The organism is Prosthecobacter gellanilyticus (assembly GCF_007992435.1).
GTDB classification, from domain to species: domain Bacteria; phylum Verrucomicrobiota; class Verrucomicrobiia; order Verrucomicrobiales; family Verrucomicrobiaceae; genus Prosthecobacter; species Prosthecobacter gellanilyticus.
This window is the reverse complement of the sequence record NZ_BKAG01000031.1, coordinates 45,995-71,633: the sequence shown is the minus strand read 5'-3', so window position 1 is coordinate 71,633 and position 25,639 is coordinate 45,995. Positions and strand designations below refer to the sequence as shown.

The following is a 25,639-nucleotide window of genomic DNA, read 5'->3' as shown; positions in this document are numbered from 1 at the left end:
ACCCCAGGCTCACCCTTCTACTCAAAAATCTTCCGCCGCGGATTGATGAACAACCACGCTGCGGCTCCCACCCAAAACAGCGCCCCGATCAGATACAACGGGGCGTTCCAATCATAGGCCTTTTGCAGCCAAACCACCAGCAGCGGACAGGCAATGCTGCCGATCTGCCCCGCGGTGTTCATCGCTGCGCCCACCACGCCGGTGTGACTGCCGCCCACATCAATCACCGCGCCCCATGAGGCGCCGAGCGTGAACATGCTGGCCGCCACCGCGATGGCGAGGCACCACGCCGCCAGTTCCGGCTGCGTGGCGAGCGTCGCCAAAAACATTCCTGCGCCTGCCACAAGATAGGAGACCGCGCCCACGCCCGCGCGCCCGATGCGCAGACCAAAGCGCCGTGTCATCACATCCGTGGCCACTCCTCCCAGCAAGTCTGCCACGATGCTCAGGATCAGCGGCAGCCCGGCGAAGAAGCCTAACCGCATGGAGTCAAATCCGTGCTGCTCCCTCAGATACTCCGGCAGCCAGGTGATGCAGAAGTAGAAACCAAAGCTGTTCGGGAAATACATCAGGCAGAGAAACAGCGTGTTGCGGTGCTTCAGCAGTTGCCGCCAATACGCCCAGCCCCCGTGATGCCCGGTGCTGGGGTCGCGGCCCGCCACGATCATGGCCAGTTCCGCCGGCTGCACTGCGGGATGCTGCTCGGGATCATCTCGGAACCAGCGGTGCCACGCGATGGCCCACAGGATGCCGGGAATGCCAAGGATCACAAACGTCCAACGCCATCCGCACGCACCCGCCACGGCCAGCGCGATCAGCGGTGTCAGACCACCCACTCCATGAGCCGCGGCAAAGAAGACACCCTGCACCCGGCCACGCTCGGCACGCGGAATCCAGCGCGAGAAAGTCCGCGCCACATTCGGCCATGCCCCCGCCTCACCCGCGCCAAAGAGAAAGCGGATGACGGTCAGCGATGCCAGATTCCACGCCGCAGCTGTGGCCATCGTAAAAGCCGACCACCACATCACGATGCGCGTCAGGACCCACCGGGTCCCCACCCGGTCCGCCCACCACGCCGTCGGAATTTCAAACGCCGCGTAAGCGACCGCGAAGGCGCTGAAGACCCAGCTCATCTCATCCTTGCTCAAACCCAGATCGCGCCGGATGTCCGGCGAAAGCGCGGCGATGCACGCCCGGTCCAGATAGGTCACAGCCCCAAGGGCCAGCATGAAGCCGACGACACGATAGCGGACGCGGGAAGAGGTGGGAGCGGGCATGACTGGGCGGGTTGAACTAAAGAAGCAAGATCCGGCTGCCATTCATCGTCGCCAGTGGCTTCCGTCTTCCGCGTTTTCCATGGTCGGGCGCATCCATGGAGTCCAGGCTTCAACAACAGCCTTCGCCATCCATGGCCCACTGCTCTTCGCCGACCCTCCTCAGAACTGCTTGAAATAAATCACATTACCCAAGTCATCGAGGGCCAGGAGGCAGACCGTGTCTGTTTTCACCTCGTTGGTTTCCTGGGTCGTGTTTCGTATCCTTGGGTCTCCTGCCGGTCCAAGATCGCGGGTGGATCGATGAGAGGTTTCTCTGAGCGGCATAAACTCGGCGATCTTCGTCTTTCCTGGTAGCAGTCCAGTGATGGAATGGGACTGCACGCTCCATGTTGTCTGCTCCTTCGTCGTGCGGCCCCGAGATATGGTCCGCGACGTCTGCTGCACAAGACGCCGAAGCAGCACATTTTTTGGGGTGGTGGAACTGACGTTCATGACCGCGAGAGAATGGGTTGTCTCATGAATGCTCGCCTCCTTGGTAGGGCTAAATGCCTTGCCAGCCTTGGCAGACGGGGCAAACCGAAGCTCCGCCGCAGGACCTGCATTCATCCTGGCCTTTTGAGCGATCCAGGCAAACACCCTGAGCAGGCTTTGTGATTCCACGTTCCCGAGGATCATGTCAGCCTCGACACCCGGCGTCAGATTCGCCCCGGTGGCCACCCTGATTTTGACAACCATGTCACTCGGTTCCAGCCGTACGCCCACAATCTCCCCCGACACCTTCTGATCCCCGTGAATGAAGCCCTGGATCATCTCTCCAAAGGAAGTCTGCACCAGCAGCGCGAGACCAGCCCAGACCAGAATGACTGCCAAGTGTCTGCGGGGATGAGCGGCAGCTTTTTTCATTCGCGCATTGTCCATGAGACCGGGCGGCCTACAAGACTTTAAGCAGGCGTCGCTGCCTTGATCGCTTCAAGCTCCTCCCAGCGGGCATAGAGGCGGATGACCTCAGCTTTGGCGAGGTCGAGCTGCTCACTCATGTCAGAGGCCTCTTGTGAGCGGGTGATGTAGAAGCTGGGATCATTGAGGATGACATCAATGGACTGCACCTTTTCTTCAGCCGCCAGGATGTCAGCCTCGATGGTTTCCAGCTCACGACTCTCCTTGAAGCTGAGCTTGCGTGGCTTTGGCTTGGAGCCACCCGTGATAGCGGCCTTGGCAGGCTCAGGAGCGGCCCAGGATTTGGCGCGCAATTCACGCTCACGACGCTTCTCCAGGTAGTAACTGAAATTGCCAGTCTGGGCATGCACACCGGCGTCCTCAAAGGCGATGATCTGGTCACAGACACGGTCGAGAAAGTAGCGGTCATGACTGACCACAAGCACCGTGCCATCGAAGTCACTGATGGCTTCCTCAAGGATGCGCAGGCTCTGCAGGTCAAGGTCGTTCGTCGGTTCATCGAGCACGATGACATTGCCGCCACGCTTCAAGACCTTTGCCAGCATCAGGCGGGCACGCTCACCACCCGAGAGACGGTCCACACGCTCATTCGTGCGGTCGTCATTGAAAAGGAAACGGCGCAGGTAACTGCGCGCACTGATCTTCTGCGTGCCGAAGAATACGGTGTCGTCCTGGTCCGCGATCTCTGCGAGCACCGTTCCACCTTCCGTGAGCTGCATGCGTGCCTGGTCGATGTAGTTGAAGGTCACTTTTTTGCCGATGGTGGCCTTGCCCTCATCCGGCTGACGTGTGCCCATGCAGATGCGCAGCAGTGTGGTTTTGCCTGCGCCATTGCGCCCGACGATGCCAGTGCACTGCCCGGGCTTCAGGGACACATTCAGATGACGGAAGAGCCAGCGCTCCTGACCCTTTTCGTCAATGACGTGAGCGCCGACGCCTTCGAGATCAACCGCGATGTTTCCAAGATCAGGCGCGGGCGGCAGGAGCAGATCCATCTCGCGCTCCTCAGGCGGTGCCTCGAGACCTTCGATCTGATAGAACATGTCCAAGCGGTGCCGGGACTTCGTGCCGCGTGCTTTCACGCCGGAGCGAACCCACTCCAGCTCCGTGCGCAGGAAGCGCTGACGTCTCCGCTCTGTTTGTTCGGCGATCTGCTGGCGCGCCGCCTTGCTCTCCAGATAAGCGGTGTAGTTTCCCTCATGCGAGTAGCAGCGGCCTTCGGAAATCTCCATCACGCGCGTGGCAATGACATCGAGGAAATACCGGTCATGCGTGACGAAGATCACCGCGCCCGGGAAGCTGCGCAGATACTCCTCCAGCCAGCGGATGGATTCGGAGTCGAGATGGTTCGTCGGCTCATCCAGCAGAAGCAATTCTGGTTGGGCCACCAATGCTCGACAGAGTGCCACGCGGCGCTTTTCACCGCCGGACAACGGAGCCACCACGGCATCCAGAGGAGGAGCAGACAGAGCGGTGGTGATGGAACGGATGCGTGTCTCCAGATTCCAACCGTCCGCCGCCTCGATGTGGTGCAGCATGTCCGCGAGTTCGGCCTCGCTTCCCTGCCCTGCCTCATAGCGCTTGATCATGCTGACAAGGTCTGCCGCGCCGGACTGGATGTTTGCCAAAACGGTGGCGTTGCCATCCAGTTCGAACTCCTGCGGCAGGTAGCCGACCATGAGACCGCGTTTGATGGAAAGGTCTCCCGTATCCGGACGCTCCACACCGGCGAGGATTTTCAGCAGACTCGTCTTGCCACAGCCATTGCGTCCCACAAGGCCCACCTTTTCCCCTTCATTCACCGCCAGGGTCACACCTTCCAGAAGGCGCTGGTTACCGTAGCCGAGAGTGAGTTCGTTGGCAGAAAGCATGGGGGAGGGTCAGGAAAGCAGGAGGTCAGGGGGGGCAGCCATCAGGGGCCGGAACCGGGGGTGGCTTCTTTGGACGCTGCGGAGGGGTTTGCCAAGGTCCGCGCGGAGGTTTTCGCGCCTTCTACTCCAGTTTTCTGGCGGTCGGGGTCTGGACGAGACCGGCGGTGCGCTGGCCGGAGCCTGTTTTTTCCTCATCTCCGAGTTCGGCGCGGGCGGCCTCGGCGAGTTTCATAAGACGGGCCACCACCTCGGGATTCCCGGCGGAGACTTCCTGGGTCTCGCCGATGTCGTCACGGACATTGAAGAGGCGGAGAGGTGTGGCGGCACGCTTGTTCACCAACTCGGCGCGCTTCTTTTCAAGGGGGAGATAGAGCTTCCATGGACCGCTGCGCACGGCCTGGAGCTGGTGGATCTGGTAGTAGAAGAAACCACGCTCATCCGTGGGTGACTTGGCATCAGGAGTGCCGAAGAGGAGAGGGCGGATGTCATGGCCATCGATCGTCTGCTTGGGCAGAGGGGAGCCTGTGAGCGCGGCCAGCGTCGGCAGGATGTCCAGCATGGAGCAGAGTTCGCGGCATTCCTTCCCGGCGGGCACCTTTCCCGGCCAGCGGGCGATCATGGGCATGCGCATGGAGCCCTCGCTGGTGTTGTAGCCCCACCCTTGATAGGGAGCATTGGTGCCCTGGGGTGGATCGCGACGGGGCGCACCGTTGTCGGAGGTCCAGATGACGAGGGTCCTGTCGTCGAGGTTCAATCGTTTCAAAGCAGCGAGGATCTCGCCCATGGACCAGTCGAGCTCCTCCACGCTGTCTCCCCAGTGACCATTGGCGGACTTGTCCTTGAAGGCGGGGCTGGCATACGGATCCTTGGTGCTGCCGGGCATGGCGTGCGGCAGGTAGAGGAAGAAGGGGTGCTCGCGATTCGCCTCGATGTAGCGAATGGCTTCCTCGGTATAGCGCCTGGTGAGCAGGTCGCGATCCACAGGTGCCTCGATGACCTTTTCGTCCCGCATCAGGGGCAGCTCGGGCCACGAATCCGGCCTCTTGTCCTTCGTCATGTCATCGCTGTAAGGGATGCCGAAGTAGGAATCAAAACCCTGGCGCGTGGGTAGAAACTCGGGCTGGTCACCGAGGTGCCATTTGCCAATGATCATGGTGTGATAGCCGGATGGCTTCAGCACCTCGGCCAGTGTTGTTTCACTTGGATTCAATCCCTTGGCAGCCACGGGCTGTAGCACTCCGCCACCGGTGGCGCTGACATGCATGTCGATGCGCCTCGGATAGCAGCCCGTCATCAAGGCTGCGCGGCTGGGTGTGCACACACCGCTGGCTGAATAGTAGCTGGTGAAGCGTGTGCCCTCCGCCGCCATGCCGTCCAGGTTTGGCGTGCGGTGCCTGGTCTCCGGATTGAAGCAGTGCACGTCACCGTTTCCGAGATTGTCACAGAGAACAAAGATGATGTTAGGCCGCTCTGCCGCCAGGGCGGGCAGCGTGAGCATAAGAAGGGCGGCGAGCAAACGCATGTGAGAACATACGATGCTGCCGCCCTGCCTTTCACAAGATGGCGGATTCCTCATGGCCTGGAAAATCAGCCGTCTTTCGAAATCATTCAGCGCAAATGGCCATCAGCACTGACCGTCTGATACGCGGGTTTCCGAGGCTTCTCATGCTCGCGGAAGTAACCGCCATAGTAGTACTGGCCGTTGTGATGGTAGCGGCTGAAATAAGGGCGGCCCTTGTACTCGAATTGCCCTGTCTCATAGCGACCGCCCGCGAGCTCCCGGCCATTGTGATGGTAGGTGCCCCCGATGGTGCCAGCCGGGTGCTCAAGTCCGACATACGGTGAGATCCGGCTCTGGCCCGTGCCGTCAGGTGATGCCCGGTGAGGGACAGTGAAGGTGGAAACGTGGCCATGATCGGCCAGGTTCACGGATTGCGCGCAGGAGGTCATGCCGACCACTGCAACGAGCGACAACAGCGCAGCGAGAATAGGTTTCATGAGTTTGGGGTTTTGGAGTATGGACCAAGATATACGCATGATCATTCCGGAGAGGGAAGCTCAACTTCATCGACCTTGAAGCCGACCTTCAAGGTCACCTGCCAGTGGTCCACAGCTCCGTCCTTGATGCTGCCGCGTGTCTCCACCACCTGGAACCAGCTCAGTGTTTTGACAGATTCATAGGCGCACTGAAGCGCCTTGGTCACGGCATCCTCCATGGAGACGGAGGAAGTGCCGGTGAGTTCGGTAAGTTTATAGACGGCGTCTTTCATGGATCAGGTGATAGCCCTATCTGCCCTTTTTGCGCCATGGGGCGATCACCCCAAAATCGCATGAGGGCCAGATGCACGCCGGACTCCACGATGGCAGGCGCGACTAAAAATAAAGGGTGGCAGTCACGCATGATGAGACATGCACGACTGCCACCCTTGTCGAGTGCTGCGAATGCGCTGCCGTCAGGACTCAGGCAGTCATCGCATCATCAGGCAATTCATCGGCCCGAGGAAAACGGGCTGCGGAAGGGACTGGGTGGAACTGAGCGAGTAGGCAAGCCCGGCGTCACGATGGTGGTGCGGTGCCGTGAGTCATTGTCATGGTCGTTGTCACGGCCCCAGTTACTGCTGCCCCTGCGATCATCGTCACGACCACGGTCATTGTCGTGCCCCCGGCCATCGTTACGATCCCGGTTATTGTCCCAGCCACGGCCGTTATCATGGTCGTGGTCACGATCATGGCTTGTGGGCCGAACCGTCGGACGGGTGGTGGTGCTGCTGCCGTAGTGTCGATGGTCGCCACCGTAGTAATACTGTCCGTTGTGGAAGTACCGGTTGCTGTAGGAGCGGCCTTGATACGCGAAGGTTCCGCTTTCATAGCGCCCACCCGAGTAATAGCGCCCCCCATAGAGGTAAGCATCTCCGGAGTAACCCGTGGGCAGGGTGTTATACTGGCGGTAGCCGATGCTGGTGGATGAGTAGCCAGAGCCATAGCCGACATCACCGGGCACGACACAGGAGGTCATGGCGATGGCGGCGGAAATGGAAAGGAGTAATGCGGGGGTGTGTTTCATTAGAGGTTGGGTGGATGGCAGGAGAATGGACAACCCGAGGAGGCGTGTTATTCAGGCGATTTCATCTGACTCGCAGAGAAGTGTTCGATTTCCTCCCTAGTGAAGCCGCTCCTGCCGATGCGTCCCTCATAGACCGGGAATGAACTTGGATGCTATGGGGCAATCACCCCAAACATCGGCATGATGGACGCCTGCCAGCTGCTTCTGATGAGGCCTGTCTCCAAAGCATAACCAGTTAGACTGGACCTGTGGTATACGCCAGCTTGCCCAAGACCTCTCCTGCTCTTTGACACGGGCTTTTTGCCGCCACCTGTCCCTCAACCGACTTCTCCGTGGAAAGAAGCTTAAATCACGCAGGATGAACAGGTGGGGTAACACCCCATATCGGCCACAACGGCTGATTCGTTAGCTTTCACGCCTCAACCTCTCCTATGAAAGCCATCACCAGCCGCATCCTCCTCGCCATCTACCTCGTTCTCGTGGGCCTGACTGGCGTCTTCCATATCAATCTTGGTTCGGCAGGCATCATCGTGCCCATCCTGGCTCTGGTGGCCGGCATCCTGATGCTGCTGGGCAAGTGACGGCGGTCAGGGCCTGGCCTCTTCAATGACGGGTTTCTCCGCGTTCACCCCGAGCGCGAAGAGTCCGGCGAGCACAAAGGCTGCGGCGCAAAGCCAGACGCCTTCGTGATAGTCATGGTTTGTGTCCCAGGCTTTGAGAGCGGCGGTGAAGAGCAGCGGCATGATGGCCGCGCCAAAATTTCCCCACATGTTCCCCCAGCCGAAAAGCTGCGCCTGATACTTGCCGCTGATGTCCTGCATGGTCGTCCACATGGCGGGCAGGCCGAAGTCTCCAAAGAAAGAGACCATGCCAAAAGCCAGCAGGATGGTCCAGGGCGCATCCATGTAGAGTGCCACCAGATAGAGACCGGCTGCGATGAACTTCGTCACGGACATGGGCAGCATGCGCCCCAACCGCTTCCCATACCGTCGCGAGATCATATCGGTCGTCAGGCCGCCCACGATGATGCCGCCAATGCCGATGAACAGCGCGCCGCTGGTGATCCAGCCGTTCGTCTCATCATCAAAGTGCTTCACCTCTTTCAAGTAACGAGGGAAGGTCAGCGCCGTGAAGGCCCAACCAATATTGGTAAAAAACTGCACTGCGTTGGCCATCCACAGGCTGCGGCTGCGGATGGCTGCGGCCAGCGGGAAGCGCCGTGGCGGATCCTTGGCCGGCAGGAAGTCACCACGGCCCTCGGCCAGCAACGCCACCTCCGATGCATTGCATCGTGGATGCAGACGCGGATGCTCGCGGAAGACCCGCCAGAAAATCAGGGCCACGATGAGACCGCTCGCGCCATAAACCCAGCCAGCCCAGCGCCAGTCGCCCAAACCGCTGATGACCTTCACGGTCAGGATGGGCGCCAGGAAGAGGCCCGCCCGGCCACCCAAGGAGATGAGACTGCTCGCAGAGCCGCGGTTCGCGATGTGCGACCACCGTGTGACAAGACTGCTGCTGGCGGGATAGTAGCCCGCCTCGGACAGTCCGCAGAGCAATCTGGCGAAAAGGAGGGTCCAGAAGCCGGTGGCAAATCCCGTGGCCGCGGTGAAGAGCGACCATGCGGCGATGTAGATGGTGATGAGGATGCGCGCACCAAAGCGATCACTGAGCCAGCCTGCAGGCACCTGAAAAAGCGCGTAGGCCCAGAAGAAGGCACCTGTGACCCAGTCCACCTCCTGCTTTGAAAAGGAAAACTCCCGCTCAAAGGAATCCGAAGTGATGATCTGCGTCAGACAGATGCGGTCCAGATACATCAGGAAGGCCACCAAGGTCGCGGTGACGAGAATCTGATGGCGGACCTTGGTGGGTGATTCAGCGGACATGCAACGGGAGAGCGTGTGATGACGAGGCGCTATAAACGCGCCATCACACACGGTTTTCTCCCAGGGCAGAAGCTCTTTGTGTGGTCAGATGATGATAAGATCAGACTGCATCACATCTCATCACATTACTTTCCGGAAGCTGCTTTCTCGATGAGCTGGAGGAACTCACCGCGATAGCCCAGCGCATCACTCCCCTTCCCTTCACGAGCGAGGGTGCGAACGATGTCCCAGGTCAACGCGCCCGTGTAGCTGGACTCACGCATCAGCATTCCGAACCCCGCCACCGCAGCGGTGAACTTGAACTCAGCGCTGGCCTTCTCCAAAGCACGCGCGTCATCATTCACCGGCACCTCGATGAGCTTGCTGGTGGTGCCTTCAGGCTCCTTGTAGCGCAGCTTCACGGTCAGGGCTTCATTAGAGGCCGGGTTGAGTGTTTTGACCGGAGCTGGCGCGGCGAGCTGCACGGAGTCCGTCTGGTATTTGAGCTTGTCGACCAACGGAGCCGGGGCGGTGCCTGGAGGCAGGTTCGCAGGCACGAGCTCATACAGGGCCGTGACGCTGTGACCGGCACCGATCTCACCCGCATCCTTCGTGTCATCGTTGAAGTCTTCCTTGGCCAGCAGGCGCTTCTCATAACCGATGAGGCGATATTCACGCACGACGGCGGGATTAAACTCGACCTGGATCTTCACGTCTTTGGCGATGGTCACCAGCGTGCCCTGCATCTGCTCCACGAGAACTTTACGCGCTTCGCTGACACTATCGATGTAGGCGTGGTTGCCATTTCCTTTGTCCGCCAGGGTCTGCATGGTGCGGTCCTTCAGATTGCCCGTGCCAAAGCCTAGCACGCTGAGGAAGACGCCGCTGCGGGCCTTCTTTGTGATGAAGCCTTCGAGCTCCTTCGGATCACTGATGCCGACATTGAAATCACCATCCGTGCAAAGAATGACACGGTTCACGCCGCCCTTGATAAAGCCGCTCACGGCCTGCTCATAGGCCAGCTGGATGCCAGCGCTGCCATGCGTGCTGCCGCCAGCCTTCAGCTCATCAATGGCGGCGATGATGTCCGCCTTCTTCACGCCATTCGTGGAGGGCAAAACCACCCGTGTGCCACCAGCATAGGTCACCATGGCCACGTGATCATTTTCACCGAGGCGCTCGGTCAGCATGCGCAGGCTGCGCTGAACGAGGGGAAGCTTCTCGGGGTGATCCATGGAGCCGGAGACATCCACGAGGAAGACCAGATTGCTGGGCTTGTCACCGACAGGAATGTCACGGCCCTTCAGGTTGATGCGGGTGAGGCGATGCTGAGGCTGCCAGGGGCAGGCGGCCATCTCCACCATGACGGCGAAGGGCTGCTTGGCATCGGCCGCAGGCGCGGGCTCGCTGCTCGGAAAGTAGTTGATCAGTTCTTCAATGCGCACTGCATCGCGTGGCGGCTTGGTGTTTTGATTCAGGAAACGGCGGACATTTGCATACGAGGCGGTGTCCACATCCGTGGAGAAGGTGGAGAGAGGCTCACGCGCAACGCTGGTGAGCGGGTTCTCGACGATCGTCTTGTAGTCCTCCGTCTTCTCCAGACGGCGCGCTGAGTGATCCCCATCCAAACTAACGAAACCAGCCGCAGCCGCAGCAGGCACGGGATTTGAAACGACCATCCCCCCGGATACCACGACGTTGCCGCCCGTGTAGGTGTTGCCTCCGTTCAGGACCATCGAACCGGCACCGCTGTTGGTCACACCACCCACGGTTTGAAATTGACCCGAGCCCGCCAATGCGAGGCCTGGCGTCGAGGTCGACACCGTCGTGGTGCGGCCGCTGTAGGTATTGACTGCACCCACGGAAGTGTCGCCCCGACCCGCAACGCCGGCAGTTGCTCCAGACTGCATCACGTTTCCGTTGCCAGCGATCAGCGCGACTGGGGGTGAGGCGGGAACTGGACTGCCAACACTACCCACCGACACAGAGCCCAGTTCATCCGCACCCGTGATAGCAGCAGCCTCCTGGAATTTGGCGAAGCCCTGGCCATAGGTGAGGTTGGCGGACACATCGAGTTCGCTGTAGTCAAAGTCGCCAGTCTGCCCGTTCTTCAGCCACGAAAAGCGGCCACCCAAAAGATTGTCCGGAGCATCGGCCGCATTCAGGCTGGCAATCTGCTGGGCGATGGAAGGCGGCCCCAGGAGAGGATTATGAGGCCCGTTGGGATCAAGGATCTGCTTGTCGAGATCCGTCCTGATCGGCAGCGGCGGGGCCTCATCACCGGTGCCCAGGTTTCCAAGCCGGGCCTTGCCCGCCGCGGCCAGCAGGGCCTCAATCTTTTTGTCCTTGTCAGCCGACGCCACGCTCGATGGAGGCAGGCCGACATTGGCCGGGATGCCCTTGCCGGTCTTGACGGGCTTTGACGGCTCCATCGCCACACGCACTTCCCGGGAGCTTTGTTTGTTCGCGGCCGCCACAGCGTCTTGCGCTCGTTTCTCCATCATCGGCAGCATGTAGAGAGTCGTCAGCAGGCCGCCCACCACAATGCCCGCCGCAGCAGTCATGGGGATGGCAGGCCGCTGCCACCAGCGGAGCGGCCTCGGTTCGAACGCTGAGGCGGCACTCAACACTTTGGGAGCCGGTGCCTTGATCAAAAGCGCGCGCTGCTCTGGCGTGAGGGCCATGGAGTCATCCCGCAGCTCACGGCTGAGGAACCCACAAAACTCCTTGTTAGACTTGGCGGCCTCCTGCGCGGCAGGATCAGCCTGGAGCTCGGCCTCGAGCTTCGCCTGCTCATCGGCACTGAGTTCATTCAGCGCCCAGGCGGTGAGGTTTTCTGATTTCATAAGCGGAAAGTGGAAAAAGGTGGCGGTTCAATGGGCACAGGCGGTGCTTTGAGGCTCGGCCTCGAGCGTCTGCCACTGGGTGCGCAGGGCCTGCACGCCGTGATGAATGAGATAACCAACATTGCCGATGCTGGTCTTCATGACCTGGCTGATCTCTTTGTAGTCCAGGCCGGACATGAACTTCAGCGTGACGGCCTCACGCTGGCGGGTGGGGAGCTTTTCAATCAGGCCGCGCAGGGTGGCCGCGGTCTCGCGAGACTCCAGCTCATCTCCCGGGCGGGGAGAGGGAGAGACTTCCAGGTCAAAGGATTCTGTTTCCATGACGATGAGGCGTGAGTGTTTGCGCTGGTGGTCGAGCGCGCGGTTCTTGCACACGGTGAAGAGCCAGGCGGCGAGACGCGACGGATCGACGGACGAAGCGTTCTGACTGAGCTTGATGAACACGTCCTGCACCACGTCGCGGGCTTCTTCGATGTCGCTGGTGAAGCTATGGGCGTAGCGGATCAGCGGTCGCTCATAGCGCTCCAGGGCGGCGAGGAGGAAGGTGTGCTCGGCGTCGTGCATGGGGGCGGGTTCAGAAGGCATGACGAAGGGGCGCGCGGTTTCTTGGGGCCTCCCGGAAGTTTACTGTGGTTTACCGTTGTTGACGATGGTTTACCGTTGTGGGCAGCGGCTGGCTGGTTTGGTAAACTACCGTCAACGGCTCTCTATTCTTCATCGCCACGCTGGAGCTGGCGGATGATCTGCTTCACCTCATGGGCGCGGCGGATGTCACGGAAGCGGACTTCCACGTCCGCATTGCCGGCGGAGGAGACGTCCAGCGTGCCCAGGCCGAGCCAGCCTTTCAGGCCTCTTTCCCAGACATCCAGGCTGCGGATATCACAGACGCGGACCTCTTTTGAACTGCGCCCAAAGATGCCCCAGACGTACTCCACACGCTCCTCCGTGACGATGTAGTCATGAGAGCTGCGCGCGATGGTGACGCAGATGAAAGTAGCGATGCCAGCCAGGCCGCAGACGAGCGCATACCCCTCCTCCATGCTGAAAAGCAGGCCGGCTGCGGTGAAGAAGAGCAGCATGAGGAACAGCGCCCGCCAGTATTTGAGCCAGGCCGGGTGGGATGAATAGTAAAGCCGCTCCCCGCTCTCCGTGAACTGCAGCTCAGGCTCGGCAGGCTCTTCTTCCTCTTCCTGCTCTCCATCTTCCGTTTCAGCCTCATCCTCCTCAGAAAGAGGCTCGTCAGCGTCAAAGGGATCATCCGCGCGAAACTCCTGATAAGCAGGCCGGTCAATGCGTGCGGGGGCCTTCGCATGAGGCGGCCGCATGCCGCTGATGGCATCTCCCACGGTGTGGTCACGTCCCGTTTGCACGTCTGTGCACAAGTCTCCGCGTCCGAGGGAGCCGCGCTCCACCAGAGAGTAAAGATCCTCCTTCGACAGCAAACCGGGAAAGGCCGGATGATTATGCAGGAGGTAGCGCATACAAACTGGAGGGCGGTCTAGCTCTCAGGCGCGGGCGGCAGCAGATCCTCCCGCTTCATCAGGTCTGACACCTTGAGAAAGAGCAGCTCGCCCTTCGGCGTCTTGCAAATCTCCCCGAGAAAGGGGGTGAGGCGGTCCATCTCGCCGATGGAGGTATGCACAAGACTCGCGATCACACGCTCCTCATAAGGGCCGGCGGCAAAAATATTCGTCACGCGAAACATCACCACACCGCTGTCCCAATCGAGCTCAAAGTTGCCGATGTTCAGCTCCTTGTTCGTCCGCATGAGCAGCTCGCTGACCTGGAGACGATGGGTGTTTGGCACCTGGAGGGTGCAGCGTGAGACCACGCTGGCGATACCTGACTCCCCATGGATCTGCACGTGCAGCGGCACCTTCGTGTGATGGGCCTCGAAATCCGCCTCCAGAACCTCAATGCCTGCCACAGGGCGGTAGGTCCAGCCTTGAGCCTTAAAAGTAGAGAGGGTGGCGTTATAGAGAGCGGAGGGCATGAATGACGTCTGAGCAGTGATCCGCCAAGATACGGAGCGGAGAGGCCAGAAGGCAAATACAAGCTGGGCTCGCGGCCCTGCTATTTTCACCACTCTCTCTGAGAGTGGTCGGGACGGCGAGATTCGAACTCACGACTTCTTGCTCCCAAAGCAAGCGCTCTACCAGGCTGAGCTACGTCCCGAAAACCGGCATCCAAAGTTGGAAGCGGGCGCGCATAGTGGGTTAGATTGAGAAGAGCGCAAGGAGAAAGGCACATGATCTTGCAGCTCTTGCCATTTTCTTTCTCAAGCCTAGCCTGTACCCCATGAAAAAGCCTCTCCGCACCGCCTTGATCATCCTCTTTATGCTCGGCCTGCTGGGCTCCGTGGCTCTCGGCGGACTGTCCTGGTGGGTTCTGCGCCAGATGGGGCCGGATTTCTGGGTCTCCCTGGTGGAAAAGAACACGAACTGCCGTGTCCACGTGGATGATACGAAGCTCAGCCTTTTCTCCAAACCCGCGCGACTGAGCTTCCACGGCGTGAAAATCGGCCCGCGTGACGGGGAGGAAGGCAAACCCCTGGCCGAGCGTGCCCCCATGGCCACCGCAGCGGCCCCCATCACCATTCCGGAAGTCGTCCTGGAGGTGAAACTGGATGACCTGATGAACCGTCGGCTCTTCATCGAGCAGTTCCGCATCATCTCCCCGGTGGTCATGGAGGGTCAGGATGAGCAGGGGAAGAGCTCCCTGGAGTCCCTCTTTAAAAAGCCACGCTCAAAGGATGAAGTGCCGACTCCTCCCGCCGTTGCGAACACAGAGCTGCAGCCGGTCACTGCGGCAGAGACGCCGGACGAGGAGATCGTCCGCACGAAGGACGGGCTGGCCTTCGCCGTCAGCAATGCCAGCATCGAAAACGGCAGCCTCACCATCCAGAGCTCCTCCCATACCACGGTGCAGATCCAGGATCTGAACTTCAATATCTCCGGCTTCGACATTGACCCGACAGACCTGACGAATCACAACCGCATCACCGCCAAGCTCAGCAGCCACATCACGATCAACGGCCAGGCCCGCATCGGCGGGGTGAAGCGCCCGGCGCAGCTGGCGGATCTCAAGCTCAGCGGTGACAGCACCATCACCCCCATCAATCCGACCACGGGCGAGTGGAAGCCTTACTCCGTGCTGAAGCTGAGCCTGGACAAGGGCTCTGTCATCGCGGGTCACATCACCATGGGAGATGCCGCAGGCAAGGAGATGAAGAAGCTGCTCGAATACGGCATCGACCTTTCACCGGTAGTCGTCGGCGGGCCGCTGATGGAGCCTGCCATCGTGAACGGGACATTCTCCAGCAACACGTTCATTCTCGGCAGTGACACACGGTTCGTCTTTCCCGAGTATGAGGTGGCGCTCGAAAAGAAGTCCTATGCCAATGCCGCGATCGACAAGCATAACATCGATTTCCGGCTCTCCTGCGGACCCGAACTGCAGGCCCGGCTCCAGCAGGGCGTTTCCAAGGCCAAACTGGGCGACTCCATCACACGCGGCCTGGCCAAAGCACTGGCGGATGAACACGGGCGCATGACCTTTGACATTGAGTCCGAGGGCAAGCTCTCAGATCCTGAGATCAAACCGAAGCTCGACCGCCTCCTCAAGAACCTGATGCGTGGTGAAGGGCTCAATGACGTGCTGCAGGGGATCTTCAAAAAGCTCTGAGTCAGAGTCGGTCACACCGTCTCACCGCGCTTCAGGTCCGGCATGAGGCGCACGGGCTTCGTGCTGGTGCGGCCCGTCTGGGCCAGCTCGAGAACGAGCTTGGAGAGACGCTTGGCGAACTTGGCCGGATCCGCCGCATAACGTGTGATGCGTGGCACGACGTGATCAAGAAAGGCATCATCATCCCGTGACACCACGGCGAAGTCGCGCGGCAGACGATGCCCCATGCGCAGCAGATGCGTGATGACGGTGAGAGTGTGAATGGAACGTGCCACGAGGAAGGCGGTGGGCGCCGGCTTGCGGCGCAGAGCCTCGTCCAGGCAGTCGATGAGTTGAGAAGTTCCCTCATGATGCCGCAGCACAAAGGGCGTCGCAGTTGTGCCTGATAAAGCTTCGTGAAAACCATGCTCGCTTTCTGAATCGCCGCCGTGGGACGAGTCCGGCAGCAGCAGGGCGATGCGCTGATGCCCCTTCTGCTTCAGCATCCCCGCAGCATGGCGGCAGGTGGCCCGGTAATCAATGTCCACCGAAGCCACATCCAGATCTTCTGCGCAAGATCCAGCCACGATCACTGGAACGCCTTGTTCCGCGAACCAATGTTGCATCACAGGTGTGGAACGAAACATCACCCACGCGGCGGCCTGCACACGCTGGGTCAGTTTTTTCAGACCTCCTGCAGGCTTTGCGGTGAAGCAATGCGCGCTGGCATGCACCTCCAGCTGATACCCGGCCTCCGCCAGAAGCTCGCGCAGTGCATCCACCCAGAACAGCACGAAGGGTGGCATCAACTGCGCAGGCACCGGTGTGAGCAATGCGATGAGTCGGGATGATGCCACTGGCTTCTCCGTGGATGCTGCCGCGAGGATGCGACGCTTTTTGTTCTCCACAGGACTGATGACCTTCTCGCGTTCAAGCTGCGTCAGCACCGCGCGCAAAGTCGGCCGGCTGATGCGCAGGCGTGTGCACAGAGTGCGCTCGGAAGGCAGCAAGTCCTCCCATTCGCCACGCATCAAGGCCTCACGCAGGAAGTCGGCACTATGAGTGATCAGTGAGGGTCTGGGAGGGACGGCGTGCATGGTCGGGAGCGCTGATTCTGCCCTTGGTCATCCCATTTGACCACAGAGAAATCACCCCTTCCCTCGTTTCGTTAGCACCCACCATGCTCCCCTACTCCGAACTCCTTCAACTCAAGCGCTGGAACACTCCCACCATCTACAACGGCTGGGAACAGATCACGAAGCGCGATCCCGCAGCCGATGCCTTCAACCTGGAAGAAACCCGCGACTTCATGCCGCAGATGGGACCGATGGTCGGCTATGCCATCACCGTGGTCATCGAGCCGAGCAACAAGGCGCATCGCGAAGCCAATCCTGATGGCTGGAACGAATACCGCCGCTATGTGGCCAGCATTCCAGGCCCAAAAATCGTCTGCGTGCAGGATCTGGACAAGCCGCGCACCATCGGCGCCTTCTGGGGTGAGGTGAACAGCAACATGCATCGCGCGCTCGGCTGCGTGGGCAGCATCATTGATGGCGCCATCCGTGATGTGGATGAGATGACGAATGCAGGCTTCAAGGCACTCGCACGTCGCCTGTGTGTGGGTCACGCCCATGTGCATCCGGTGCGCTGGAACTGCGAGATCGAGGTCTTTGGCCGCAAAGTGTCTCCCGGTGATCTCATTCATGCGGACAAGCATGGCTTCCTGGTCATCGCGCCGGAGGAGCAGCCGCGCATCCTCGAAGCCTCGCGCTTCATGGACAGCAACGAATGCGAGACCGTGATCCCCGCCGCCCGCGGCAGTGCTGGTTTGAGCAGTGATCAGGTCCTGGCCAACCTCGCCGCTGCTGGCGCGCAATTTGGCAAGAACGTGCAGGCCAAGTTCAAACGCGACGGCGAGTGGTGATCATGAAAAGGCTCACTCTCCTCCTTGGTATCATCGGTTCATTCAGCGGCGTGCTTCACGCCGCGGACTTCCGCATTAAGAACAGCACGGTGCTGACAAGCGAGGGTGCCTATCACTGGTCTCAATCGCGGCCTGCCGTGATTCCGGGGAATCCGGCACGAGTTATCGTGACCACCCAGGAGATCGAGAAACGCGGCTCACATGGTTATCGGGACATCTACATGACCGAGACCACAAATGGAGCAAAGACGTGGAGCAAGCCGCAGCGCATCGATGCGTTGCTCCGCAAGCGCAATGAAGACGGAGTCGAGCGTGTCATGGGAGACATCTGCCCTCAATGGCACGCCAAGACCAAGACGCTGCTCATCACCGGCAAATGCTTTGGCTTCCTGGCCAACGCGAATGACAACAAGGCCAAGGATGACAGCAGTCAGGAGCGTGTGGCCTATGCCGTGTATGCGCCTGACACGCAGAAGTGGACGGGCATGAAAATCATGGCCATGCCAGAGAAGGACCACGCCGGGAATCCCATCATCGAGCCGAACGCTGGCTGTCATCAGCGCGTGGATCTGCCGAATGGCGATCTGCTGCTGCCCGTGCGCTATCGTGCCGACCCGAAGAAGCGTGCCTACACCACCGTCGTGACACGTTGCACCTTTGATGGCGAGACGCTGACCTACCATGAACACGGTAGCGAGCATACCATCAGCATTCCACGCGGTTTGTATGAACCTTCCGTCTGCGCTTTCAAAGGCCGCTACTTCCTCACCATGCGCGGCGAGGAGAATGGCCACATCACGCGCAGTGATGATGGACTGAACTACCAGCCCACCGTCGAATGGAAATTTGATGATGGCAAACCTCTGCTCAGCGCGAATGCCCAGCAGCACTGGATCACGCATGCTGAGGGCCTCTATCTCATCTACAGCCGCAAGGGCGCGAACAACGACCATGTGTTTCGCAATCGCGCTCCGATCTTCATCGCTCAAGTCGATCCCGAGAAGCTGCACCTCATCCGCGCCACCGAGCAGGTGCTCATGCCTGAGAGTGGTGTGGATCTCACCGGCGGCTTTGCGCCGGTGGACGTGAATGCGGATGAAACCTGGGTGATCAGCAGTGAGATGGCCTTTCCCGAAGCCCGCAAAGATGAAAACAACCGCGTGCTGCTGGCGAAGATTCTTTGGAGCAGGCCGTGAATGAAGTTCGGGCTTCAACCAAGCGCCGAATGGATGCGCTGCACCAGATCGTTGTCCTTCTCCCCTGATCCTCGGAAGTAAAAGACGCTGGCGGCAAGCAGGCGGTCTCGCCAAGGCTGGCTGAGATGCTCGTGATCTTCCAGCACGGCAGAGCTGAACTTGTAGTCGTGGGAATTGTTGCCCTTGAGGAAGACGAGACGGCGCGCGGCATCGGCGATGGGGCCTGCGTTGGAATGCTCCTTCAGGTAGCCCAGCATCTTCTTCGCGGCCACAAGACGGTCCTTGCCGATCTCGGCAAAGATCTCCGCCACGGCCTCATCACCCTTGGCCTGCGTCGCCATGGGTTCGAGGGTATCGATGTGGATGCCTTTGTCAGGCCGCTCACCTCTATAGAGAGGAAGGAAGGCCGCATTCTGAAGCAGCAGCAGGCGGCGAGTTTCATCACTCTGCACATGATGCCAGGCATAGTGAATGGCATTGGTAAAGGTCATGGCATGGAGTGAGACGATGCCCGGAGCCTGCATGAGCATCTCGCCCGCGCCATCAAACATGGCATCGAAGACAGACTGAGGTGCCACACCATCATTGAGCATTTTCACGGTGAGATCACTGAGGTCTGAAGCGGAGCCGGTGCGCAGGGCTTGCAGGCAGTCCTTGGTGGCGCCTTCGTTCGCTTTGCCATCTAGCCAGCCTTCTCGGATCCTCTTCACCGCCTCGAGATTCTGCCGGAAGGGGCGATCGGCCGGCAGATCCGCTTTGGCCGGATTCTCCTTGGCACCTGAGCGATCCAGCAAGGCATAAGCGAGCGAACGCAACACAGGCTCCGCATGATGCCAGCCGATGACCTCCAGGGTGCGAAAGCTGTTCGCCACATAGATGGCCTTGTGTCCGATGTCCCGGAAATCGCGGGCACCATAGCGGGCAAAGATTTCAAACAGTTTGTTCGCGCCCGTGGTGCGCACGAGGCCGACGATGGCAGCATCGGCCGCAGCCTCGTCCCAGTTGTCCATGGCCGCAATGAAGGCCTGCTCAGCGCGGTGGCTCTGGGGCACGGTGGACTCATCCACCGGCCCCATCAGCCAGTTCCCCTCCTTCACATTCGCAGCCTGTGAAGATTTGAACTGGTCTATCGCCCAGAATATCGGCAACCAACGCTCCCGGTCTGGAGACGCCAGGCTGGCCAGATGTGCTGAGTTCACCACCAAAACGGCATGAAACTTAAAACCGACGGGACGAGGCTGCACGCTGCGCACACCCGCGAGCATGAGAGCCGCGAGCACCTCGCGATAACTCAAGCCTTTCCGCACACGTGCCGCCACCTCTTCCAAAACACGTTCGCGCGGCGTGTCCTCCAGCAGACGAACCAAGGGTTCAATCTCGGGATGAAAACGCACGAGATGCGGCGGCATTTTTGCTTCCTCCGCTGACACGGATGGAAGTCGACCAAGGAACGCAAGCGCGCCCACGCCTGTGGTCGACGCGAGGAAGGAACGGCGGCGTGTCATGGTGGGAGACCTCCGAAGGTTGTGCGTGATAACATACGCTTCTTCCGCACCCATGCCCAGAAGAAAATGAAAGCGCGTATCCGTCGCGAGAAACTACTTCAGCAACTTTGCCAGATCAGGCTCCACCTTGCGAATCTCCTCCGCGATGATGCCCGCGATGACTTGGGCGCCCTGTTCATTGAGATGAGTGTGGTCCGAGGGTTTGCCATCCTTGCCGAGCGGATTGAAGGAGTCTGATTTCTCAGGCCCCATCTCATTGTGAAGGGCCATGCTACGCTCGTAGAGATTCACGACGGGCACCTTCTTGTCTTCTCCCACTTTTTTGGCCGCCTCAGCCCAGGGACCGACTTCACCACGGATCTTGCCATCGATAAAAAGACGGCGCACGACGGAGGTCACGATGATGGGCTTGGCACCGACAGCGCGAGCCTCATCAATGTAACGGATGAGGTTCTCGCGATAGGTGGTGGCGGGATCGGTCTCGCGATGTTCGCCCTTCCCCGGCATGTCATTGTGACCAAATTGGATCAGCACGAACGCGGGTTTCGAATCCAACACCTTCTGCCAGGGCTTGGTCTTGCCTTCACGGAAGCTCTTGGTGCTCTGGCCACCGGCCGCGAAGTTCAGGCACTCAGACTGCGGACCAAGCAGCTTGGCAAAGGCAGCGCCCCAGCCAGCCTTGTCGGTCACAGTGGAGTCACCGGCGAGGGCCACACGTGTTTTGGTTTCCTGGGCCTGAAGAGCCGCGACGAAGAAGAGAAGGAGGAAGGCGATGCGCTGGATCATGGTGGTGAGATGACGGTGAACAGATCTCGAAGCCCGGGTCTTGCAGCATTCCTCAACCATGGTCATCTGGAATGACCAGCATCATGGAGAGACGGCGGCGCGTCTTTGCTCCCTGTTATCTGCCAACCATGAAGCGTGCCTTCCTTTCTCTCCTGGCCTTGAGCCTTGCCCCAGTCTGCAGCCCGGCTGCGGATGACTACAAAGGTGACGTGACTGATGTCCGCGTCGTCCGTCACATGGACCAGCATCCGGGTGCCTCGCTGCTCTGGGAGCCCTATATTACCCAATGGAAGCCGAAGCAGCTCATCGTGGCCTATGGCGCGGGCATTCCTGGGAAGACGGACATGGGCGATATCTACGCGAGTGTCTCCACCAATGACGGTGACACCTGGAGCTATCCCGTGTGCGTGTTTGATCACAACCAGCGCTTTGGGGCGATGCAGTTCGCCTATGCGAATGCGATCCTCTTTCATCCGCCGGGTCAGGATGTGGTGTGGTGCTTCGCCATGCGCTGCCCGATGAACTATCGCCACAGCGAGGACGCGCAGCTTGTCGCCGCTTTCAGTGGCGATGGTGGGCGCTCATGGTCGCCGGTGGAGCTGGCCATGCACTACAGCCAGCCGCTCATCGTCGTCGCAGGCATCGAGACGATCATGGAGAATGGTCATCCGAAGTATCTGCTGCCCGCGCATCGCAACACATTGCGCTCCAATCCGCTCGGCTCACGGGATCAATTCATCCTCAGCAGCACCAGCCTGCTGGAGTGGAAGGCCGAGGGCATCATCCCGCAGCCGGAGACAGGCAAGGTCTTCCTGCATGAAGGCGGACTCGCACCCGGCGACAATGACGGCGAACTCAAGCTGGTAATGCGCACAGCCAACTGGGAGGAGAAAGCCGCGCTGGATCCTCCACGTGCCTTTTCCAGCGTGAGCAAGGACGGCGGCCGCACCTGGAGCCCGGCGGTGCAGGAGCCCGATCTCTGGAATGCACGCTCCAAAGGTTACTTCGGCCGCACCTCGGCTGGCGCGCACGTGTATGTCTACAATGACGGTCCTGCCATGCCTGCGAAGGCTGGCCGCTCCTCGCTGCGCTACAAGGTGAAGCCCAAGGGTGGTGAATGGAGCGCGGAGAAAACCTTCTACGAGGCTGGCATCAAAAACTCCTACCCCACGCTCATTGAGGTGGCTCCCGGCGACTACCGCGCGGTGTGGGACAGCGGTACGCCTGACCAGGCACGCACGCACATCCACTTTGGCAAAATCAAGATCAAGCCATGACCGCCGCTGAACTCGCCACGGCCCTGCGTGAAGGCCGGAATGTCTTTGGCACGCTCATCGTCTCACCATCACCACGATGGCCGGAGGTGGTGAAGGGCTGCGGGCTCGACTTTGTGTTCATCGACACTGAGCACATCGCTCTGGATCGCGCGGAGCTGAGCTGGATGTGCCAAACCTATGCCGCGCTTGGTCTGCCGCCGATCGTGCGCATTCCGTCCCCTGATCCCTATGCGGCCACCATGGTGCTGGATGGCGGCGCGGCGGGTGTGATTGCTCCCTATGTGGAAACCGTGGAGCAAGCCCAGGCACTGCGAGGAGCCGTGAAGCTGCGGCCCATCAAAGGCCAGCGTCTGCAATGGATGCTGGATGGCAAGGCGCCCGAGCCAGCCCTGGCGAGCTACATGGAGGCAGGCTCGGCGAACCGATTGCTGATTGTGAACATCGAAAGCGTTCCTGCCATTGAGGAACTGGATGCCATTCTCGCTGTGCCAGGTCTGGATGCGGTGCTCATCGGCCCGCATGATCTCTCCTGCAGCCTCGGCGTGCCGGAGCAATGGGATCATCCAAAATTCCTCGAAGCTTGTGAAACGATCTTCCGCAAGGCACGCGCCGCTGGAATCGGTGCTGGCATTCATTTCTGGGGTGATGTGTCCCAGCAGGCACGCTTTCTGAATCTCGGTGCGAACATGCTGATTCACAGCGCAGACATCTCCCTGTTTCAAAAGCACCTGCGCCTGGAACTGGAGGCCATCCGGAAGACGGCTGGCATCAGCGGAGAAGGAACATCGGCGTCCGCCGCCATCATTTAGCGCAACCTTTGGCGCTAAAGTTGGTTGGACCGAGAATGTCTTCACCGACACCTCGCACGTTTCATCATCGCCAGTTTGCTGGGCATGTTTGCTTCGGCGAATGCCGCCGGAAAGTCCGCGTTTGTTCTCCAGGGAGAGAGCTGGACGCATGGCGAAGGTGAAGCGCAGGTCAGCGGCATTCTTTTGAAGCCGGAAGGCAAAGGCCCCTTCCCTGCCGTGATCATCAGCCATGGTATGGGCGGCAGTGCGGATAGCTTTGGCATGATGAAGGCCCGCGAGATGGTGAAATGGGGGCTCGTCTGCATCGCTCCCGAGTACACGCACAGCGGCAAGGCCATGGGCCGCGCTGCCCAAGGCGAGGGAGGTGGTCGCGGCCGTGCTCCGGCCAATGCCGGGGCCAGTGAGGAGAATCTGCGCCGAGCCCAGGTGTGCCTCGAGATCCTGCGTGGCATGCCGGAGGTGGATGCGAAGCGCATCGCCGCTTATGGCCACAGCATGGGCGCGTTTGTGACCATTGGTCTTGCCGCGCAGGTAACGGATCTGAAGGCGGCTGCCATCACCGGTAGCGGTCTTTCTCCACGTGAAGGCTATGCCGCTCCCTCCAACAGCACGGCGGAGAAGATTCGAACTCCGTTTCTTATGCTTCATGGCATGAATGACACCACCGTGAGGCCCGACCAGTCGCTAGCGCTCAAACAAGTGCTGGACCGACAAAAAGTGCCGAATGACCGGCTCGTCGCCGATGACCAGGGACATCCCATCGATCAAACGATGCGGGAGGATGTGTTCCGGCTCATCCGCGAATGGTTCACCAAGCATGGAGTGCTGGACAGTGCAGCAAAGTGACGGATTCATGCCGACATGAGTGACCGCACGACTTCGAAGCCGAAACGCAAGCCCAAGGTCAATCGCGATACTGAACCAGGATGGCGATACCATCGACTGTTCGCGGTCAAGGCGGCGCAGGAGGCGGGAAGAGTGCTGGCAATCTTCGAGAAAGAGCATCCCGAGGATGATCGGCCGCGAGTGGCCATCGAAGCCATCCAGGCATGGGGTGACGGAGTGCGCACGCTGGGCATGGTGGAGGTGAGGAGACTGGCACTTGATGCACATGCCGCTGCTCGTGAGGCCAAAACGGATGCGGCTCGGTTTGCCGCGCGGGCCGCAGGTCAAGCCGTGGCGGTGTGGCATGTGCCGACGCATGCGATGGCCGTGCCGATGTATGTTTGCAAAGCCAGGCATGCGTTGACGCCCAAAATGAAGGGCAAGCGCACATCTGTAGATTGAAGTGCCTTTGGTCAGCAGAATTGACCATCGAAGACATCGCGGTGGAGCGCGTAGGTTCTCCCTGTGACCTTGATCTGATCCAACCATCTTCCTTCGACTAACCAACCATGAAAAACACTGCCCTTTCCCTGCTTCTCACCGCGCTTTGCGGTGCGCTCGGCGCTGCTGAGCCATTCATCGACAAACAGGACCTCTTCAAGGTGGGTGACGATCCTGCCTACAACATCTACCATATCCCCGGCGTGGTGGTGACGGCCAAGGGCAGCGTGCTGGCCTGGTGTGAGGCGCGCAAGCGCCCTGCTGGAGTGAGCGACTGGGATGACATCCGCATCCTGCTGCGCCGCAGCACGGACGATGGCAGGACCTGGAGCGAGCCCAAGAGCATCGCGAACGTGGACGGCCCGAAGAAGAAAAACCCCTTCGCGCTGAAGATGAAGAACGTGGATCCGAACGACGTGACTTATAACAATCCGGTGCTCATCGCGGACAAGGACGGTACGGTGCACATGCTTTTCTGCCTCGAGTATGAGCGTGCCTTTTACCAGCGCAGTGATGATGATGGCGTGACCTGGAGCAAGCCCACGGAAATCACCGCGACATTCGATGCCTTCAAGAAAGACTATGACTGGAAGGTGATCGCCACCGGGCCTAACCACAGCATTCAGACCAAGACGGGCCGTCTCGTCGTGCCGGTGTGGCTTTCCACGGGCACCGGTGGGAATGCGCATCGCCCCAGTGTGACGGCGACCATTTACAGCGATGACCAGGGCAAGACGTGGAAGGCGGGGGAGATCGCCGTGCCATGCACGGACGAATGGATCAACCCGAATGAAACCGTGGCCATCGAGCTCGATGACGGTCGAGTGATGCTGAACGTGCGCAGCGAATCGAAAGCGCATCGCCGTCTCATCACCACGAGTCCAGACGGTGCCACGAAGTGGAGCACGCCGAAGTTTGATGACGCCCTGCTGGAGCCGATCTGCATGGGCGGCATCGTTCGTTACCACCATGATGGCAGGAGCCTCATCCTCTTCTCCAATCCTCATAACCTGGAAGGCGGCCGCGAGAGCACGCCTGAACCTGGCAAGAGTCGCGCACGCAAGAACGTGAGCGTGAAGATCAGCCGCGATGAAGCTCAGACCTGGCCGGTGAGCAAGACCATCGAGCCTGGGCCGAGCATGTACAGCGATATCGCTGTTACTCAAAAGGGCACGATCCTCTGTTTCTATGGCCGCGGCACGAAGCCGGGGTTTGCCGGTGCCGGACTGACCCTGGCCCGCTTCAATCTGGAATGGCTGGAGCAGCCGTGAAA

General features: G+C 60.1%; 24 protein-coding genes and 1 tRNA gene. 9 read left to right on the top strand and 16 right to left on the bottom strand.

What is annotated here, in order from left to right:
- Window positions 1-17: 17 nt before the first annotated feature.
- The 7 genes from BGE01nite_RS19095 to BGE01nite_RS19065 all read right to left on the bottom strand — a co-directional run bounded on the left by BGE01nite_RS19095 (window position 18) and on the right by BGE01nite_RS19065 (window position 7,169).
- Entirely contained in the window at window positions 18-1,277 is a 1,260-nt protein-coding gene (locus BGE01nite_RS19095; RefSeq protein ID WP_174770055.1) for an MFS transporter, read from the bottom strand.
- Window positions 1,278-1,436: 159 nt separating this feature from the next.
- Window positions 1,437-2,180 (bottom strand): hypothetical protein, encoded by a 744-nt coding sequence (locus BGE01nite_RS19090; protein WP_146852594.1) that lies wholly within the window; start codon window positions 2,178-2,180, stop codon window positions 1,437-1,439.
- A 38-nt stretch (window positions 2,181-2,218) separates the two neighbouring features.
- Window positions 2,219-4,105 carry an ABC-F family ATP-binding cassette domain-containing protein gene (locus BGE01nite_RS19085; protein ID WP_146852592.1) on the bottom strand — a complete coding sequence of 629 codons (1,887 nt, stop codon included), beginning with the start codon at window positions 4,103-4,105 and terminating at the stop codon, window positions 2,219-2,221.
- Window positions 4,106-4,226: 121 nt separating this feature from the next.
- Window positions 4,227-5,627, bottom strand: a complete 1,401-nt coding sequence (locus tag BGE01nite_RS19080) for a sulfatase family protein (protein WP_146852590.1) — start codon at window positions 5,625-5,627, stop codon at window positions 4,227-4,229.
- 86 nt (window positions 5,628-5,713) lie between these two features.
- Window positions 5,714-6,103, bottom strand: a complete 390-nt coding sequence (locus tag BGE01nite_RS19075) for a hypothetical protein (protein ID WP_146852588.1) — start codon at window positions 6,101-6,103, stop codon at window positions 5,714-5,716.
- Between the two features lie 41 nt (window positions 6,104-6,144).
- Window positions 6,145-6,375, bottom strand: a complete 231-nt coding sequence (locus tag BGE01nite_RS19070; protein WP_146852586.1) for a dodecin — start codon at window positions 6,373-6,375, stop codon at window positions 6,145-6,147.
- A 218-nt stretch (window positions 6,376-6,593) separates the two neighbouring features.
- A complete protein-coding gene (locus BGE01nite_RS19065; protein WP_146852584.1) occupies window positions 6,594-7,169 on the bottom strand; it encodes a hypothetical protein in 576 nt (191 codons plus the stop codon).
- A 431-nt stretch (window positions 7,170-7,600) separates the two neighbouring features.
- On the opposite strand from BGE01nite_RS19065, the gene BGE01nite_RS29065 reads away from it, so the two are divergent.
- On the top strand, window positions 7,601-7,750 hold the full coding sequence (locus BGE01nite_RS29065; protein ID WP_170266894.1) for a hypothetical protein: 150 nt from the start codon (window positions 7,601-7,603) through the stop codon (window positions 7,748-7,750).
- Between the two features lie 6 nt (window positions 7,751-7,756).
- Here the strand turns inward: BGE01nite_RS29065 and BGE01nite_RS19060 are convergent, their stop codons facing one another.
- The 6 genes from BGE01nite_RS19060 to BGE01nite_RS19035 form a co-directional block, all read right to left on the bottom strand.
- On the bottom strand, window positions 7,757-9,055 hold the full coding sequence (locus BGE01nite_RS19060) for an MFS transporter (RefSeq protein WP_146852582.1): 1,299 nt from the start codon (window positions 9,053-9,055) through the stop codon (window positions 7,757-7,759).
- A gap of 125 nt (window positions 9,056-9,180) precedes the next feature.
- A complete protein-coding gene (locus tag BGE01nite_RS19055) occupies window positions 9,181-11,880 on the bottom strand; it encodes a YfbK domain-containing protein (RefSeq protein WP_218033037.1) in 2,700 nt (899 codons plus the stop codon).
- Between the two features lie 27 nt (window positions 11,881-11,907).
- The gene (locus BGE01nite_RS19050; RefSeq protein WP_146852580.1) at window positions 11,908-12,465 is read right to left on the bottom strand and encodes an RNA polymerase sigma factor; all 558 of its coding nucleotides are present in this window, start codon (window positions 12,463-12,465) and stop codon (window positions 11,908-11,910) included.
- A gap of 122 nt (window positions 12,466-12,587) precedes the next feature.
- Window positions 12,588-13,361, bottom strand: a complete 774-nt coding sequence (locus BGE01nite_RS19045; RefSeq protein ID WP_146852578.1) for a PH domain-containing protein — start codon at window positions 13,359-13,361, stop codon at window positions 12,588-12,590.
- Window positions 13,362-13,378: 17 nt separating this feature from the next.
- Complete coding sequence (locus BGE01nite_RS19040; RefSeq protein ID WP_146852576.1) at window positions 13,379-13,873, bottom strand: type III secretion system chaperone family protein; 495 nt, start codon at window positions 13,871-13,873, stop codon at window positions 13,379-13,381.
- Between the two features lie 105 nt (window positions 13,874-13,978).
- A tRNA-Pro gene (locus BGE01nite_RS19035) sits at window positions 13,979-14,055 on the bottom strand.
- Between the two features lie 123 nt (window positions 14,056-14,178).
- Between BGE01nite_RS19035 and BGE01nite_RS19030 the strand changes: the two genes are divergently transcribed.
- Window positions 14,179-15,564, top strand: coding sequence for an AsmA family protein (locus BGE01nite_RS19030; protein WP_146852574.1), 1,386 nt, complete (start codon window positions 14,179-14,181; stop codon window positions 15,562-15,564).
- An 11-nt stretch (window positions 15,565-15,575) separates the two neighbouring features.
- Here the strand turns inward: BGE01nite_RS19030 and BGE01nite_RS19025 are convergent, their stop codons facing one another.
- Window positions 15,576-16,640, bottom strand: coding sequence for a substrate-binding domain-containing protein (locus BGE01nite_RS19025; protein WP_146852572.1), 1,065 nt, complete (start codon window positions 16,638-16,640; stop codon window positions 15,576-15,578).
- Between the two features lie 83 nt (window positions 16,641-16,723).
- Between BGE01nite_RS19025 and BGE01nite_RS19020 the strand changes: the two genes are divergently transcribed.
- Together BGE01nite_RS19020 and BGE01nite_RS19015 are read left to right on the top strand one after the other, a co-directional pair.
- Complete coding sequence (locus BGE01nite_RS19020; protein WP_146852570.1) at window positions 16,724-17,467, top strand: RraA family protein; 744 nt, start codon at window positions 16,724-16,726, stop codon at window positions 17,465-17,467.
- A gap of 2 nt (window positions 17,468-17,469) precedes the next feature.
- Window positions 17,470-18,663: an exo-alpha-sialidase gene (locus BGE01nite_RS19015; protein WP_146852568.1), complete on the top strand. Its 1,194-nt coding sequence runs from the start codon at window positions 17,470-17,472 to the stop codon at window positions 18,661-18,663.
- 14 nt (window positions 18,664-18,677) lie between these two features.
- On the opposite strand, the gene BGE01nite_RS19010 is transcribed toward BGE01nite_RS19015, so the two are convergent.
- Both BGE01nite_RS19010 and BGE01nite_RS19005 read right to left on the bottom strand, forming a co-directional pair.
- Entirely contained in the window at window positions 18,678-20,168 is a 1,491-nt protein-coding gene (locus tag BGE01nite_RS19010) for a hypothetical protein (protein ID WP_146852566.1), read from the bottom strand.
- 93 nt (window positions 20,169-20,261) lie between these two features.
- Entirely contained in the window at window positions 20,262-20,954 is a 693-nt protein-coding gene (locus BGE01nite_RS19005; RefSeq protein ID WP_170266893.1) for a rhamnogalacturonan acetylesterase, read from the bottom strand.
- Window positions 20,955-21,082: 128 nt separating this feature from the next.
- Here BGE01nite_RS19005 and BGE01nite_RS19000 point away from each other — a divergent pair, with 128 nt between their 5' ends.
- From BGE01nite_RS19000 to BGE01nite_RS18980, 5 genes are all read left to right on the top strand, one after another.
- Window positions 21,083-22,231: a sialidase family protein gene (locus tag BGE01nite_RS19000; RefSeq protein WP_170266892.1), complete on the top strand. Its 1,149-nt coding sequence runs from the start codon at window positions 21,083-21,085 to the stop codon at window positions 22,229-22,231.
- A complete protein-coding gene (locus tag BGE01nite_RS18995) occupies window positions 22,228-23,040 on the top strand; it encodes an HpcH/HpaI aldolase family protein (RefSeq protein ID WP_146852560.1) in 813 nt (270 codons plus the stop codon). Before BGE01nite_RS19000 ends, BGE01nite_RS18995 begins: the two co-directional genes overlap by 4 nt.
- An 84-nt stretch (window positions 23,041-23,124) precedes the next feature.
- The gene (locus BGE01nite_RS18990; RefSeq protein WP_146852558.1) at window positions 23,125-23,886 is read left to right on the top strand and encodes an alpha/beta hydrolase family protein; all 762 of its coding nucleotides are present in this window, start codon (window positions 23,125-23,127) and stop codon (window positions 23,884-23,886) included.
- 15 nt (window positions 23,887-23,901) lie between these two features.
- Window positions 23,902-24,327, top strand: a complete 426-nt coding sequence (locus BGE01nite_RS18985) for a putative immunity protein (RefSeq protein WP_146852556.1) — start codon at window positions 23,902-23,904, stop codon at window positions 24,325-24,327.
- A gap of 107 nt (window positions 24,328-24,434) precedes the next feature.
- Window positions 24,435-25,637 carry a sialidase family protein gene (locus tag BGE01nite_RS18980; protein WP_146852555.1) on the top strand — a complete coding sequence of 401 codons (1,203 nt, stop codon included), beginning with the start codon at window positions 24,435-24,437 and terminating at the stop codon, window positions 25,635-25,637.
- Window positions 25,638-25,639: the final 2 nt, after the last annotated feature.

Coding starts and splice junctions, on each gene's coding strand:
- BGE01nite_RS19095 (WP_174770055.1), bottom strand. CDS start 1,277: ATGCCCGCTCCCACCTCTTCCCGCGTCCGCTATCGTGTCGTCGGCTTC.
- BGE01nite_RS19090 (WP_146852594.1), bottom strand. CDS start 2,180: ATGAAAAAAGCTGCCGCTCATCCCCGCAGACACTTGGCAGTCATTCTG.
- BGE01nite_RS19085 (WP_146852592.1), bottom strand. CDS start 4,105: ATGCTTTCTGCCAACGAACTCACTCTCGGCTACGGTAACCAGCGCCTT.
- BGE01nite_RS19080 (WP_146852590.1), bottom strand. CDS start 5,627: ATGCGTTTGCTCGCCGCCCTTCTTATGCTCACGCTGCCCGCCCTGGCG.
- BGE01nite_RS19075 (WP_146852588.1), bottom strand. CDS start 6,103: ATGAAACCTATTCTCGCTGCGCTGTTGTCGCTCGTTGCAGTGGTCGGC.
- BGE01nite_RS19070 (WP_146852586.1), bottom strand. CDS start 6,375: ATGAAAGACGCCGTCTATAAACTTACCGAACTCACCGGCACTTCCTCC.
- BGE01nite_RS19065 (WP_146852584.1), bottom strand. CDS start 7,169: ATGAAACACACCCCCGCATTACTCCTTTCCATTTCCGCCGCCATCGCC.
- BGE01nite_RS29065 (WP_170266894.1), top strand. CDS start 7,601: ATGAAAGCCATCACCAGCCGCATCCTCCTCGCCATCTACCTCGTTCTC.
- BGE01nite_RS19060 (WP_146852582.1), bottom strand. CDS start 9,055: ATGTCCGCTGAATCACCCACCAAGGTCCGCCATCAGATTCTCGTCACC.
- BGE01nite_RS19055 (WP_218033037.1), bottom strand. CDS start 11,880: ATGAAATCAGAAAACCTCACCGCCTGGGCGCTGAATGAACTCAGTGCC.
- BGE01nite_RS19050 (WP_146852580.1), bottom strand. CDS start 12,465: ATGCCTTCTGAACCCGCCCCCATGCACGACGCCGAGCACACCTTCCTC.
- BGE01nite_RS19045 (WP_146852578.1), bottom strand. CDS start 13,361: ATGCGCTACCTCCTGCATAATCATCCGGCCTTTCCCGGTTTGCTGTCG.
- BGE01nite_RS19040 (WP_146852576.1), bottom strand. CDS start 13,873: ATGCCCTCCGCTCTCTATAACGCCACCCTCTCTACTTTTAAGGCTCAA.
- BGE01nite_RS19030 (WP_146852574.1), top strand. CDS start 14,179: ATGAAAAAGCCTCTCCGCACCGCCTTGATCATCCTCTTTATGCTCGGC.
- BGE01nite_RS19025 (WP_146852572.1), bottom strand. CDS start 16,640: ATGCACGCCGTCCCTCCCAGACCCTCACTGATCACTCATAGTGCCGAC.
- BGE01nite_RS19020 (WP_146852570.1), top strand. CDS start 16,724: ATGCTCCCCTACTCCGAACTCCTTCAACTCAAGCGCTGGAACACTCCC.
- BGE01nite_RS19015 (WP_146852568.1), top strand. CDS start 17,470: ATGAAAAGGCTCACTCTCCTCCTTGGTATCATCGGTTCATTCAGCGGC.
- BGE01nite_RS19010 (WP_146852566.1), bottom strand. CDS start 20,168: ATGACACGCCGCCGTTCCTTCCTCGCGTCGACCACAGGCGTGGGCGCG.
- BGE01nite_RS19005 (WP_170266893.1), bottom strand. CDS start 20,954: ATGATCCAGCGCATCGCCTTCCTCCTTCTCTTCTTCGTCGCGGCTCTT.
- BGE01nite_RS19000 (WP_170266892.1), top strand. CDS start 21,083: ATGAAGCGTGCCTTCCTTTCTCTCCTGGCCTTGAGCCTTGCCCCAGTC.
- BGE01nite_RS18995 (WP_146852560.1), top strand. CDS start 22,228: ATGACCGCCGCTGAACTCGCCACGGCCCTGCGTGAAGGCCGGAATGTC.
- BGE01nite_RS18990 (WP_146852558.1), top strand. CDS start 23,125: ATGTTTGCTTCGGCGAATGCCGCCGGAAAGTCCGCGTTTGTTCTCCAG.
- BGE01nite_RS18985 (WP_146852556.1), top strand. CDS start 23,902: ATGAGTGACCGCACGACTTCGAAGCCGAAACGCAAGCCCAAGGTCAAT.
- BGE01nite_RS18980 (WP_146852555.1), top strand. CDS start 24,435: ATGAAAAACACTGCCCTTTCCCTGCTTCTCACCGCGCTTTGCGGTGCG.